We start from the raw sequence: 12,717 nt of genomic DNA on the forward strand, positions 1-12,717 counted from the left end.
GGGTCCATCAGAAATTGCTCCGTCCGTCGGCCTGGGACGACATTCCGCCCCCGCTGGTACGCCTGGCAGCTTCTTCCATGCGCCGGCGTCGAGCGGCCTTCTTTTCATCCCTTATCCACTGCGGCTGCAGGAACGGCGGCATCCAGAAACTGCCCAGGACCCCCAATATTCCTGCGATAAACATAAGAAGGATCAAGAACATGGTCACCAGCGCGTTTATGCCGCCGTCCATGGCGAACTGCGTCAGCGGCATCAGGATAAAAGCAGCACCAAGGTAGGTTGTGGCAAGCGCCGGTTCTCCGGACAGCACAATGTTGAGGCCGGTCCGGTAGTGGCGGAACCTGCCGTTGTAAACGAGGAGACCGCAAAGCATAAGAATGGTGCCCAGTGGAATCAGGATCAATGCCCCGACAGTATTGGCGTTCATAAATTCGACACACGTCCGATCTTTTAGTGCGGCGGGACGGCGGCACGCCCGTGCCGGAGTCAGCCTAATCTATCCCATGGATTTGCCGGGGGACGGTTATCCCATCCAGCCAAATACGCGGTCCTTCACGCTGTCAATTGTCTTCTCGACGTTTTCCTTCGCATCCTCCACGGCCTTGCCCACGTTTTCCTTGGCATCATCCACGGCCCTGTCGACGGTTTCCTTTGCGTCTTCCAAAGCCTTTTGCGCCTTTTCCGCTGCTTCTTCCGCGGCCTTATACGCGTTTTCCGCTGCTTCTTCCGCCTGTTCGGCCAAGGCCTCAGCGGCCTGCTGGGCCTGGTCCAGCCCAGGTCCGCTCAGGTAATCCCATCCTTCGCGGATTCCATCTCCGGCCCACTCGGTAACGGTCTTGCCCCCCAGTACATCCAGGGGCTGCTCCATTGCCCACCCGACTGCAGAGCCGACAATGAAGCCGACAACCGTGCCTGCCGGGCCGGCGAAGCTTCCAACGCCAGCCCCGATGGCGCCGGCCCCCAGCCCGCCGACGACGCTGGCGCCGGTACGGAACCCCGCGATCTTGCTCGCCTCAGCGCGCCGTTCCTCCTCCGTCATCTCCGGGTTGCTGGCCAGCAGGTCGTTGTACGCCTCCTGTTCCTGGTCCTGATAGGTGAAATAGGCACCGCCGACCGTGAGCACCCAGCCGCCGCCCTTAACGGCCTTTCCACCCAGTCCTTCCTCGTGCGGAACATGAAATTTGTTCGAGTTGTCGACGTAGTCTTTGTACCGTTGGCTGCGATCGTAAAGAAAATCGTTTCGCTCAGGCCGGATGTCGTAGTACGCGCCCGGTCCTGCGGGATGCTGTGAAGTGCGGAACCGCACTCCTCCAAGCGCAGTGTCCATTACGTTGAACATCACGCCCGCGAACTGCGTTGCCATAAAAGAGAAAAACGGATTGGTTTCCCCTGTTGTATCGGACAAGGCGGATACACAGTTCTCTTCCAGCCAAACAAATTCTGCGGCCAATTGGTTGACCGTGCCCTGCAGCGTGTCTCGTCCGAGGTCCGCCATGTCCTGCTGTTCCTCACCAAAGGAATCGCTGTTCACAAAGGCGTTATGGGCCGCAATATCTGCAAGGACCTGGGTGCGTGCGGTTTCCAGGTGGGCAATTCCGTCAGAAAACTCCTGGAGTGCTTTGGCTACCTGCTCGCATGCGGAGCTGACGAATCCGCCGTGGGGGGTGATATTCGCAAAAACACCGTAGGCCACCTCGGCCTCCGGCGCCTGGTAGATGCCCTGCAGGCCATTCCATTGAGCGGACGCGTCCGCGATGGCGTTTTCGAGTTCGGGCCCTGCGCCGCGAACCGCATCGGCACCCGCTGTCAGCTGTGCAGGGGAAGGCCAGCCCTGGAGCCCCGTTGTGTCAAAAGCCATCTCAGTACACCGCCACGGATGAGTGGCCGCCGGCGCTGCCTGCCTCAATCGGCAGTTCGGGGGCCTGGGTCATGACACCGCAGGCGTCGTCTGCCATCTTCTGGTCGCCTTCGAGATAGGCAGTTACAGCCTGGCCGACGCCGTCGACTGCGTTCTGCACCCGCGCAGCGGCCCATTCGGCCTGAAGGGCCACAATCTCGCGTATTCCCTCCAGGGCAGCGGCAACAGGGACACTCCCGCAACCGTCCGTTGCCTGGGAATAGGCGTTATCCAACGACGTGGCGGCATCCGCGATTCCTTCGTCGTCCCGGACCCGGGTCAGCAGACCCGAACAAGCGTCAACCTGAATTGTGTAACCGCTCAAACTCATGATTCCCCCATGTTGTCCCCATCCCGACCTAACGGGTTGTCCTACGCGCAGGCCGGACCCTATAGTGCCGCCGCTGTGAGAACCCTAACCGGTCCGCGCAGTTTAGTGCCATGGGGAGAACTACCCATGGCCGGCCCGCTGTCCTGCCTGACCAGCCGCTTCCGCGAGCCGCCCTACGGCCTCGGTCAGCACCTCCGGGGAGCAGGCGAAGTTCAACCGGACAAATCCGGCGCCCTGCTGGCCGAACCGCGGCCCCGGTTCCAGCGCCACCCGCGCCCGTTGCAGGGCCACCGCCGCGGGATCGTCGCCCCAGCCAAGGGCCCGGAAATCCAGCCAGGCGAGGTAGCCGGCCGAGGGTGGACGGTACCCCGCGCCCGGCAGATGCTCCGCCAGGAGCTCAGCCAGCAGGCGCCGGTTGGCAGCCAAAGACTCCATCACCCCGGCGAGCCAGGGACCGCCGTCGTTATAGGCCGCCGCCGTGGCATGCAGGCCGAGGATGCTGGTGCGCGCGGAGACTTCCTCGGGCATGGACGCCAGCATCAGCCGGGTCCGGTCGCTTTGGCCGATCATCACCGCGCACTTGGTACCGGCGATATTCCACGCCTTGCTGGCGGCGGTCACGCAGAGGCCGTATTCCCGCGCGTTCTCCGAGACGGTGAGGTAGGGAGTGAAGTCCCCCGGTTCGTACGTCAGCGGGGCGTGGATCTCGTCGCTGATCACGGCCACGCCGTATTTCACGGACAGGTCCGCGAGCGCCCGCAGGGTGTCGGCAGAGTGGACCAGGCCCAGCGGATTATGCGGGTTGCACAGCAGCAAGGCGTCAGCACCGCGGGCAAAGGCCCGCTCAATGCCGGCCAGGTCCAATTCCCAGCCCTCACCGTCGGACAGGAGCGGTACCTCCACCACCGTGGAGTCCGCTTCCAGCGGCAGCTCGTAGAAGGGCGGATAGACCGGCGGGGTGATGACCACGCTCCCATCCACGGGTACTGCCTGCCGCAGGCATTCCACAATGGCCACGCTCACGTCCGTGGTGCATCGCACGTCATCCGGGTCCACTGCCCAGGCCCAGGTCCGCGCGGCAAACCCCGTGAAGGCCTGCGCCACCGGCTGAGGCCCGGCGATATACCCGGTGTCCGAGGCCAGCACCCGGTCGATGATGGCCTGCTGCACCGGTTCCGCCAGCGGATAGTCCATTTCCGCCACGAACAGCGGCAGCACGTCCGCCGGATAGGTCTGCCATTTGTAGCTGGTGCGGGCCCGCAGGGCGGCCAGCGGCTCGGCGGCGATCTTCGTCATGCCGCCCAACCTACAGCTAACGTGCCCGCCGGCAGAACAACTAGGCTGGAGGGCATGCCCGATACTTCCCTTGCCCATGTTCTGACCCCCGAGGGATGGCAGCTGCTGAACTCGCTTCCCCCCTATCTCGAATCCGAGTCCCTGAAGCTGAACACGGACCTGCGCAAGGCCGGGCATTCCCCCGAGCTGGTGGCCGCTGTGCTGACGCAGGCAAAACTGCGGATGAAGGCCCGCGGTAAGTTCGGCCCGTTCGCCGAGCACATGGTCTTCACCGCCCCCGGCCTGGAGCAGGCCACCCGGCTGAACGTGGCCGCCCTGCATGCCCGCCGCTACCAGGAGGCGGGGTTGGAGAAGGTGGCGGACCTCGGCTGTGGAATCGGCGCCGATTCCCTCGCCCTGGCCACCCTGGACCGGCAGGTGACCGCCGTCGAACTGGATGAGATCACCGCTGCGGCAGCCACCATCAACCTCATGCCCTGGCCGGAGGCAACGGTGGTCCAGGGCCGTGCCGAGGACTTCGACCTGACCGGGTTCGACGGCGTGTGGCTGGATCCGGCACGCCGGACCACGTCGACGTCGGGCACCACCCGCATCTTCGACCCGGAGGCCTTCTCCCCTCCCCTGTCCTTCGTGGAGTCCCTGGCGGATGCCGGCCTGCCCGTCGGCGTGAAGATGGGCCCGGGCATCCCGCACGAGGCCCTGCCGGCCAACTGCGAGGCACAGTGGGTGTCCGTGGACGGAGATGTCACCGAGGCCACCCTGTGGTTCAACGCGCTGCGCCGCGAGGGAGTCCGGCGTGCCGCCCTGGTGATCGGTTCCGGCGGCGCTGCGGAGCTGACCTCCCCGGTGGACTACGACGCCGGTGCCCAGGACGTGGCCATGGGGCCTGCCGAGGGCTACCTGTATGAACCCGATGGCGCCGTAATCCGTGCCGGGCTGGTGGCCGACGTCGCTGCCACCCTGGACGGGCATCTCCTGGATCCGCACATTGCCTACATCTGCGCGCCGGAACTGCGCGAAACTCCCTTCGCCCGCGCCTACCGGATCCAAGACGTCCGCCCGTACAACATCAGGGCGCTGAAGGCCTGGGTCCGGGAAAACCGCATCGGTGTCCTGGACATCAAGAAGCGCGGCATGTCCGTGACGCCGGAAGAGGTCCGCAAGGCCCTGCTCACGGGCTCCGGCAAAGGTCCGAACAAAGCCACGCTGGTCCTCACCCGGATCGGCGAGGACCGCGTGGCCCTGGTGGTGGAACCGGTTCCGGCCGCCTAGGCGGTGCGGGCGGCCGCACCGGAAAGCGGGTCAGGACCGGGAGAACTCGCTGGCTTCACGGACCTGCTCCGGTGTCGGCCGGACGCCGGTGTACAGCACGAACTGCTCCTCCGCCTGGATGGCAATGACCTCCGCCCCGGTGATCACCGGTTTCCCGGCCGCTCGGGCGGCAGCGATCAGCGGGGTTTCCGCGGGCAGCGCCACGACGTCGAACACCACCCGGGCGGCAGCCACGGCGTCATCGCCGAAGGACTGAACGTCCTCGTCCTGCCCGGACATGCCCAGCGGGGTGACGTTGATGAGCAGGTCCGCCGTGGACGTGCCGGGCTCCGACCGCCAGGCGAAGTCGTAAAGATCGGCCAGCGCACGGCCGGCGGCTTCGTTGCGGGCAACCACTGTGACGTCGGAGAACCCCGCGTCCCGCAGCGCTGCGGCCACTGCCTTGGCCATGCCGCCGGATCCGCGCAGCAGCACCGAGTGCGTGGCCGGAACGCGGTGGTCCCGCAGCAGCCGGGCGATGGCCAGGTAGTCGGTGTTGTAGGCGGTGAGCACGCCGTCGTCGTTGACTATCGTGTTCACGGAATCGATGGCCTTCGCGGAGGGGTCCATCCGGTCCACGAGCGCAATCACGTCCTCCTTGTACGGCATGGACACGGCGCAGCCGCGGATGGGGAGCCCGCGCACCCCGGCAATGGCCTGTGCCAGGTCAGCGGGGGCGAATGCCTTGTACACGTAGTTCAGGCCCAGCTGGTCATAAAGGTAGTTGTGGAACCGCGTACCGATGTTGCTGGGACGTGCGGCCAGGGAAATGCACAGGGTCATGTCTTTGTTCAGGATCGGCATCCCCCTATTATGTCCGCGCCGGCCGCTGGCTTCGATTTCCCGGCGTGTTCGGGCCCTGGCCCGAAGCAGGCGCCTGCGGCTATAGGATTGGTACGGTTCTCAACGCAATGATGCGGGTCCGGGTACTTCAGTGGTAACGCATAAAGCAGGAGACAGTTTGGAAATCGAGTTCGCCAAGTCGGCCCAGTCAACATTGGGAGTCGAGTGGGAACTGGCCCTTGTGGACGGCACCACCGGAGATCTGGTCTCCGTGGCGGATGAGGTGCTGCGCGGCGTGAACGTCAACGACCCCGCACTGCATGTTGATGACGAGCACCCGCACATCAAGCAGGAACTGCTGGAAAACACCGTTGAACTGGTGACCGGAATCTGCAGCACCGTCGCCGAGGCCAAGGCCGATCTTGCCCGTTCCCTCGCAGCGGTCCGGCAGGTAACCGATCCCATGGGCGTTGAACTGTTCTGCGCAGGGTCCCACCCGTTCAGCACACCGCGTTCACAGCCGGTCACGGACAAGGAACGCTACGCCAAACTCATTGACCGGACCCAGTGGTGGGGCCAGCAGATGCTCATTTACGGGGTCCACGTCCATGTGGGACTGGACAGCCGGGACAAGGTGCTGCCCGTCCTGGACGGACTGGTGAACTACTTCCCGCATTTCCAGGCCCTGTCCGCGTCCTCCCCGTTCTGGTCCGGGGACGATACCGGCTACGCCTCCCAGCGCGCCCTGATGTTCCAGCAGCTGCCCACCGCCGGCCTGCCGTTCCAGTTCGGTTCCTGGACCGAGTATGAATCCTATGTACAGGACATGTTCACCACCGGCGTCATCGATTCGATCAGTGAAATCCGGTGGGACATCCGGCCCGTTCCGGGTCTGGGCACCATTGAAATGCGGGTCTGCGACGGCTTGGCGGATATCCAGGACGTGGGTGCCATCGCCGCACTCACCCAGTGCCTGGTGCACGAGTTCTCCTCGATCATCGACGCCGGCGGCACCATCCCCACCATGCCGCCCTGGCACGTCCAGGAAAACAAGTGGCGTGCGGCCCGCTACGGCCTGGAAGCCATCGTGATCCTCGATGCCGAGGGCAACGAAAAGCTGGTCACCGACCACCTGCTCGAGGATGTCCTGCCCCGGCTGGCACCGATCGCCGCCGAACTGGGCTGCAGCGCCGAGCTGGCCGACGTCCGGACCATCATTGAGCGCGGCGCCGGGTACCAGCAGCAGCGCCGGGTGGCGGAGGAGAACGACGGCGACCTGCGCGCCGTCGTCTTCGACGGTATCCGCCGGCTGCGCGGCGCCTAAGCCGCACGCATGAGAAGGGCCCCGGCGGTATTCCGCCGGGGCCCTTCTGCGTTGCACCGGAGCCAGCAGCCGTGCGGTCTAGGCCCGGGCCGCTGCCACGTGGACGCTGGTGACCGGCAGTGACGGGTCCGTGCCGAAGCCGATCCCCGAGGGTTCGCCGCCTGCCATAACCACCTGCGCGCCCAGCGCGGCCACCATGGCGCCGTTGTCGGTGCACAGGGAGATCGGCGGGACCCGCAGTTTGATGCCCGCCGCGGCGCAGCGCTCCTCGGTCAGGGCGCGCAGCCGCGAGTTGGCTGCCACTCCCCCGCCCAGGAGCAGGTTGGTAATACCGTGCTCCGTGCAGGCCAGCACCGCCTTGGCCGTAATCACGTCCACCACGGCTTCCTGGAAGGACGCAGCGATGTCCGCCACCGGAAGGTCCTGGCCGGCTGCCTCATACTGCTCCACGCAGCGGGCCACGGCCGTCTTGAGTCCGGAGAAGGACCAGTCGTAGCGGTGCGGTCCCGGCACTTCGGCGGTGCCCATGTACTTGGGCTGGGTCAGGCCGCGCGGGAAGCGGATGGCTTTCGGGTTGCCTTCCCTCGCCAGCCGGTCGATGGCCGGTCCGCCGGGGTAGCCCAGCCCGAGGATGCGTGCCACCTTGTCGTAGGCCTCACCCGCGGCGTCGTCGATGGTGGAGCCGAGCAGCTCCACGTCGCTCGTGAGGTCGGCTACGCGCAGGATCTCGGTATGCCCGCCGGAGACCAGCAGCGCCCCGAGGTTTTCCGGCAGGGCGCCGCCGTCGAGCACGCCCACGCCCACGTGTGCCACCAGGTGGTTGATGGCGTAGAGCGGCTTGCCCGTGGCCAGGGCCAGTGCCTTCGCGGCGCTGACCCCCACCATCAATGCCCCCGAGAGGCCCGGGCCGGAGGTGACGGCAATGGCGTCGAGGTCGGCGAGCGTCACGCCCGCTTCGGCCAGGGCCGCCTGCAGCGCCGGGACCATTGCGTCCAGGTGCGCCCGGGAGGCGATCTCGGGAATGACGCCGCCGAACCGCACGTGTTCCTCCATCGAGGAGGAAACCGTGTTGGTCAGCAGGTCGGTCCCCCGAACGATTCCGATTCCGGTTTCGTCGCAGGAGGATTCGATGCCAAGCACCAGGGGGTCGGTGCGGTTCATTTACTGTCCTTTGTTTCTGTTGCAGTCCCGGCCGGCGCCGGAGCGCCGGACCAGCCGGCCAGGGGCAGGCGCATGATCAGTGCGGAGGCGCCGTCGCGGTAATAGCGCGGCCGGACGTGGATCTGTTCGAAGCCGAACCAGCGGTACAGGCGCTGGGCCCGCGGGTTGTCGTCGCGCACTTCCAGGAGCACGTCCTCGGCGCCGCGCTCCTTCGCTTCGTCCACCAGGGTGGTGAGCAGCCGGGAGCCGATGCCGGCTCCTTCGCTTTCGGGTACGACGGCGATGGTCTGGACGTCCGCGATCGGCAGTACGCACATCAGGCCGGCATAACCGAGGACGGTTCCGGCCGGGTCCACCGCCACGTAGTAGGACCGCGTGGACGTCTGGGCGAGTTCGTCGTGGAACATCTGCAGCGGCCACGCGTCAACGGGAAACAGCCGGCGTTCCAGTGCATCGACGGCGGGTATGTCGTCGGTGTCCATGCGTCGGATCCGCACGGTTTCCGCGGCGATCACAGGGCGCGCTTCCGCGGGCCGGGGACCTTGGCGTCGGACTCGCGCAGGTACAGCGGGGTGCTGGGCAGCAGCGGCAGTCCGCGGACCAGGCGGACGACGGCGGTGCGTCCCAGGGCCGCGGCGGTGGGCTGCGCGTCGGCGAAACCCTCCACGGCGTGCAGGGTGTCCGGGTACAGGCCGGCTCCTGCCCCGTACACGGGCAGCGCGGGAACCCCGCCGGGGTCCGAGACGTGCGGGCCGTCCAACAATTCCGGTGTGCCGCCTGTGCTGCGGTAGGCCGCCCAGTAAACCTCTTTGCGCCGGGCATCGGTGGCCACGGCGAATTCGTCAATGCCCAGGCGCCAGGCGTCCAGGGCGGCGTCCACCGCAATGGCGTCGAGGCTCATGACCCCGTGCAGCGGCTTGTCCCAGGCGAAGGCGAGGGTCCGGGCCGTGGCGATTCCGGCACGCAGGCCCGTGAAAGGGCCTGGGCCCACCCCTACGACCACTGCATCCAGGTCCTGCCCGGTTATCCCTGCGTCGGCCAGCAGGCCGGCGATTCCGGGGGCAAGGACTTCGGCGTGGGAGCGGGTGTCTTCGGTGGCGAAGGACGCCAGGATCTCTCCCTCCCCGTTGAGCAGTGCCGCACTGGCGATGGCGGAGGTATCAATGGAGAGAATCAGCACGGTTCCTATTCTACGGCGCGGCACGTATGGCCGTTTCCGGGCAGTTGCCGCGGGCGTTCAGCCCAGGTCCGGCGCCTGCTGCCAGCGCGGACCGAATCCCGCCAGCCGGATGGTGCGCTCTTCGTCGGTGTCCTCGTCGGAGTAGTCCGTGGCCGGGGCTCCCGGAGCGTCACCGCCCACGGCGCGGACCAGGGTGATCTCCAGCCGGCTGTCGGACAGGTGCTCCACCAGCCCCCGGCCCCACTCGACCACGGTGACCGAGCGGTCCATTGAGGCTTCGAGGTCGATGTCGTCCACCTCTCCCTCAGAGCCCAGCCGGTACGCATCCACATGGACCAGGTCCGGTCCGTCCCCCAGGCTCGGGTGTTCACGGACCAGAACGAAGGTGGGCGAAATGATGCCGGGCCGCACCCCGAGCCCGGCGCCAAGCCCCTGGGTGAAGGTGGTTTTCCCCGCACCCAGTTCACCGGTGAGCAGCAGCAGGTCCCCGCGGCGCAGGACACGGCCGAGGCGTTCGGCGAGCGCCTGGGTCTCTTCGGCCCCGTTGGTCCGGAATTCAGCTTCCCAAGCAGGTTCCTGCATCACTTGGCCTGTACCGCCTGTGCCTGTTCGCCTTCTGCCGCCGGAGCTCCGGGCGCGGCTTCCAAGGCGATGGGCGGGGCGGGTACGTCTTTGTCCGCCGCGGTGTCCACATAGACGCGCGGAACCCGGCCGCCGATCCGGGAAATGATCTCGTAATTGATGCTCCCGGCCGCTGACGCCCATTCATCGACGCTCGGCTGGCCCTCGCCGCCGAAGAGGACGGCTTCCCGGCCCTCGAAGGAATCCGGGGTGCCGGCAATGCCGGTCCGATGCAGGTCAATCACCATCTGGTCCATGGCCACTCGTCCCACCACCGGGTACGTCTGTCCGTCTATCAGGACGGGGCCGCCGGTGGCAACCCGCGGAATGCCGTCGGCATAGCCCAACGGCACCAGTGCCAGTGTGGTCGGCTCCTTGGTGCGGTAGTGCAGCCCGTAGGAGACTCCCTGGCCGGCCGGGACTTCCTTGCACGCAGCGACAGTGGTCTTCAGGCTCATCGCCGGGCGCAGCCCCAGCTCCGCCGAGGTCTGCCCGGCGAACGGCGACAGCCCGTACATACCCAGCCCGATGCGGACCAGGTCGAAGTGGGCATCCGGGCGGGACAGTGCACCCGGGGTATTGGCGATGTGCCGCACTTCGCGGTCCACTCCGGCGTCTTCGGCCACGGCGACCGCCTCGCGGAACTTCCGCAGCTGCTCATCGGTTTCCGGACGGTGGGGTTCGTCAGCGACGGCGAAGTGGGAGAAGATCCCGACCACGCGCAGCAGGCCCTCTTCCTGATAGGCCAGGGCCCGGCCGACGAAGGCTTCCCAGAGATCCTCCGGGCAGCCGTTGCGGCCCAGCCCCGTATCTATCTTCAAGTGCACCCGGGCCGGCATTTCCAACTCCCGGGCAGCCCCGACCACGGCGTCCAGATCCCAGCCGGAGACCCCAAGATCCACGTTGGCCCGGATCGCTTCACCGAATTCGGCGTCCCGCGTGTGCAGCCAGGCAAGGACCGGTTCGGCGATGCCTGCGGCCCGAAGCGCCAGCGCTTCACTGATGTGCGCCACGCCCAACCAGGCCGCGCCGGCCTGGATTGCCGCACGCGCAGTCTCGACCGCACCGTGGCCGTAGGCGTCCGCCTTCACCACGGCCATAACCCGCGCGGGGCTGACAATGTGGGAGAGGTGGCGGACATTGTGCCGGATGGCAGCGAGGTCGATTATGGCAGCACGTTCGGACGGAGGCCGGAATTCAGGGTAGTTCACGTACCCATTCTTTCACTCCCGTCCACGTCCAGGGTCCGGTGCATGATGTGCAGGCCGGTCAGCCCCGTGGCGGGATGCCGGAAGGCTTCGGGCACGGTGGCGAGGATCGAGAAGCCGAGGGACTGCCACAGCGCCACCGCCCGGGTGTTGGTTTCCACCACGGCGTTGAACTGCATGGACCGGTAGCCGCGGCGGGCGGCCTCGGCCAGCACATGCTCGCCGAGAGCCCGTGCAACCCCCTGGCCGCTGAACTCCGAGGCGGTCATGAACGAGGCATTGGCGACGTGGCTGCCGTTGCCGGACTTGTTGGGGTGCAGCTGCGCGGTCCCGGCCGCCTTTCCATCCTTCAGGGCTACGAACACCACCGTGGGAGCAGGCTCCAGCCACAACAGCCGGGCCTGCTCCCCAGTGGTGCCGGTGTCCCAGCAGTAGGTTTCTCCGGCACGCACGATGGGTTCCATCAGGTTCCAGATGGCCGGCCAGTCACCGGGCCGGGCCTCCCGGATGGTCAGTGCATCCATTTACGCGTCGAGGGCTGCTGCCCACAGATTGATCTTGGAATCGACCGCAAATTCGTCGATCCTGCGCAGCTCGTCCGCGGAGAAGTCCAGGTTGTTCACCGCAGCCAGCGAGTCTTCCAACTGCTTCACGCTGGAAGCGCCGACAAGGGCGGAGGTGATGGGTGCGCTGTCTGCCCGGCTGCGCAGCACCCAGGCGATGGCCATCTGGGCCAGGCTCTGGACGCGGGATTCGGCAATGCCGTTGAGCCCCCGCACGCGTTCCAGGTTTTCCTCCGAAAGCTGGGACTGGTCCAGGGACTTACCGGCAGCAGCGCGGGAGTCCTCCGGCACACCGTTGAGGTATTTGTTGGTGAGCAGCCCCTGGGCGAGCGGCGAGAAGGCAATGGATCCTGCGCCTACTTCGTCCAGGGCCGTGAACAGGTTGGGTTCGCCGTCCTCCACCCAGCGGTTGAGCATGGAATAGGAGGGCTGGTGGATCAGCAGCGGGGTGCCCATTTCACGCAGGATCCGGGCGGCTTCGATGGTCTTTTCCGGCGAGTAGGAGGAGATGCCTGCGTAGAGGGCCCGGCCGGACCGTACTGCCGTGTCCAGGGCGCCCATGGTTTCCTCCAGGGGCGTTTCGGGGTCAGGGCGGTGGCTGTAGAAAATGTCCACGTAATCCAGGCCCATGCGTTCCAGGGACTGGTCCAGGGAGGAGAGCAGGTACTTGCGGGAACCCCAGTTGCCGTACGGTCCCGGCCACATGTCGTAGCCGGCCTTGCTGGAGATCACCAGCTGGTCGCGGTACGGGCGGAAATCGTCCCGGAAGTGCCGGCCGAAGTTGGTTTCGGCGGAGCCGTAGGGCGGCCCGTAGTTATTCGCCAGGTCAAAGTGGGTGACGCCAAGGTCGAAGGCACGCCGCAGGATGGCCCGCTGGGTTTCAAAGGGCTTGTCATCGCCAAAGTTGTGCCACAGTCCCAGCGAGACCGCCGGAAGCTGGAGTCCGCTCTGTCCGACGCGTCGGTAGGGCATGGATTCATATCGGTTGTCAGCAGCAACATAAGTCATGGGCACCATACTGCCACTGTTACCGGGCTCACGC

Annotated in this window: 14 protein-coding genes; 2 read left to right on the forward strand and 12 right to left on the reverse strand. The window is 66.5% G+C overall.

Annotated features, from left to right (window positions below; translation table 11 throughout):
• Window positions 1-7: 7 nt before the first annotated feature.
• The 4 genes from NNX35_RS01700 to NNX35_RS01715 form a co-directional block, all read right to left on the reverse strand.
• Window positions 8-427 carry a hypothetical protein gene (locus NNX35_RS01700; protein WP_255764847.1) on the reverse strand — a complete coding sequence of 140 codons (420 nt, stop codon included), beginning with the start codon at window positions 425-427 and terminating at the stop codon, window positions 8-10.
• A gap of 96 nt (window positions 428-523) precedes the next feature.
• Window positions 524-1,693, reverse strand: a complete 1,170-nt coding sequence (locus tag NNX35_RS01705) for a hypothetical protein (protein WP_255866823.1) — start codon at window positions 1,691-1,693, stop codon at window positions 524-526.
• 166 nt (window positions 1,694-1,859) lie between these two features.
• Window positions 1,860-2,228, reverse strand: a complete 369-nt coding sequence (locus NNX35_RS01710; RefSeq protein WP_255764849.1) for a DUF6507 family protein — start codon at window positions 2,226-2,228, stop codon at window positions 1,860-1,862.
• A 120-nt stretch (window positions 2,229-2,348) separates the two neighbouring features.
• On the reverse strand, window positions 2,349-3,524 hold the full coding sequence (locus NNX35_RS01715) for a MalY/PatB family protein (RefSeq protein ID WP_255866824.1): 1,176 nt from the start codon (window positions 3,522-3,524) through the stop codon (window positions 2,349-2,351).
• 54 nt (window positions 3,525-3,578) lie between these two features.
• On the opposite strand from NNX35_RS01715, the gene NNX35_RS01720 reads away from it, so the two are divergent.
• Window positions 3,579-4,796: a methyltransferase gene (locus NNX35_RS01720; RefSeq protein WP_255866825.1), complete on the forward strand. Its 1,218-nt coding sequence runs from the start codon at window positions 3,579-3,581 to the stop codon at window positions 4,794-4,796.
• A 30-nt stretch (window positions 4,797-4,826) separates the two neighbouring features.
• Here NNX35_RS01720 and NNX35_RS01725 read toward each other — a convergent pair whose 3' ends face one another.
• Window positions 4,827-5,639: a shikimate 5-dehydrogenase gene (locus NNX35_RS01725; protein ID WP_255764852.1), complete on the reverse strand. Its 813-nt coding sequence runs from the start codon at window positions 5,637-5,639 to the stop codon at window positions 4,827-4,829.
• A 157-nt stretch (window positions 5,640-5,796) separates the two neighbouring features.
• Here NNX35_RS01725 and NNX35_RS01730 point away from each other — a divergent pair, with 157 nt between their 5' ends.
• Window positions 5,797-6,942: a glutamate--cysteine ligase gene (locus tag NNX35_RS01730; protein ID WP_255764854.1), complete on the forward strand. Its 1,146-nt coding sequence runs from the start codon at window positions 5,797-5,799 to the stop codon at window positions 6,940-6,942.
• Window positions 6,943-7,020: 78 nt separating this feature from the next.
• On the opposite strand, the gene tsaD is transcribed toward NNX35_RS01730, so the two are convergent.
• From tsaD to mgrA, 7 genes are read right to left on the reverse strand one after another with little or no spacing between them, the layout of a single operon-like run.
• The gene (gene tsaD / locus NNX35_RS01735; protein ID WP_255862648.1) at window positions 7,021-8,103 is read right to left on the reverse strand and encodes a tRNA (adenosine(37)-N6)-threonylcarbamoyltransferase complex transferase subunit TsaD; all 1,083 of its coding nucleotides are present in this window, start codon (window positions 8,101-8,103) and stop codon (window positions 7,021-7,023) included.
• Window positions 8,100-8,585 (reverse strand): ribosomal protein S18-alanine N-acetyltransferase, encoded by a 486-nt coding sequence (rimI, locus tag NNX35_RS01740; RefSeq protein ID WP_255866826.1) that lies wholly within the window; start codon window positions 8,583-8,585, stop codon window positions 8,100-8,102. Before rimI ends, tsaD begins: the two co-directional genes overlap by 4 nt.
• Window positions 8,586-8,614: 29 nt before the next feature.
• A complete protein-coding gene (gene tsaB / locus NNX35_RS01745) occupies window positions 8,615-9,283 on the reverse strand; it encodes a tRNA (adenosine(37)-N6)-threonylcarbamoyltransferase complex dimerization subunit type 1 TsaB (RefSeq protein WP_255764859.1) in 669 nt (222 codons plus the stop codon).
• A gap of 57 nt (window positions 9,284-9,340) precedes the next feature.
• Window positions 9,341-9,865 (reverse strand): tRNA (adenosine(37)-N6)-threonylcarbamoyltransferase complex ATPase subunit type 1 TsaE, encoded by a 525-nt coding sequence (gene tsaE / locus NNX35_RS01750; protein ID WP_255764860.1) that lies wholly within the window; start codon window positions 9,863-9,865, stop codon window positions 9,341-9,343.
• Window positions 9,865-11,115, reverse strand: coding sequence for an alanine racemase (alr, locus tag NNX35_RS01755; RefSeq protein WP_255764861.1), 1,251 nt, complete (start codon window positions 11,113-11,115; stop codon window positions 9,865-9,867). Before alr ends, tsaE begins: the two co-directional genes overlap by 1 nt.
• Entirely contained in the window at window positions 11,112-11,636 is a 525-nt protein-coding gene (locus NNX35_RS01760; RefSeq protein ID WP_255866827.1) for a GNAT family N-acetyltransferase, read from the reverse strand. Before NNX35_RS01760 ends, alr begins: the two co-directional genes overlap by 4 nt.
• Window positions 11,637-12,683 (reverse strand): L-glyceraldehyde 3-phosphate reductase, encoded by a 1,047-nt coding sequence (gene mgrA / locus NNX35_RS01765; RefSeq protein WP_255866828.1) that lies wholly within the window; start codon window positions 12,681-12,683, stop codon window positions 11,637-11,639.
• Window positions 12,684-12,717: the final 34 nt, after the last annotated feature.

Source organism: Arthrobacter sp. zg-Y844 (assembly GCF_024385465.1).
GTDB lineage: Bacteria > Actinomycetota > Actinomycetes > Actinomycetales > Micrococcaceae > Arthrobacter_B.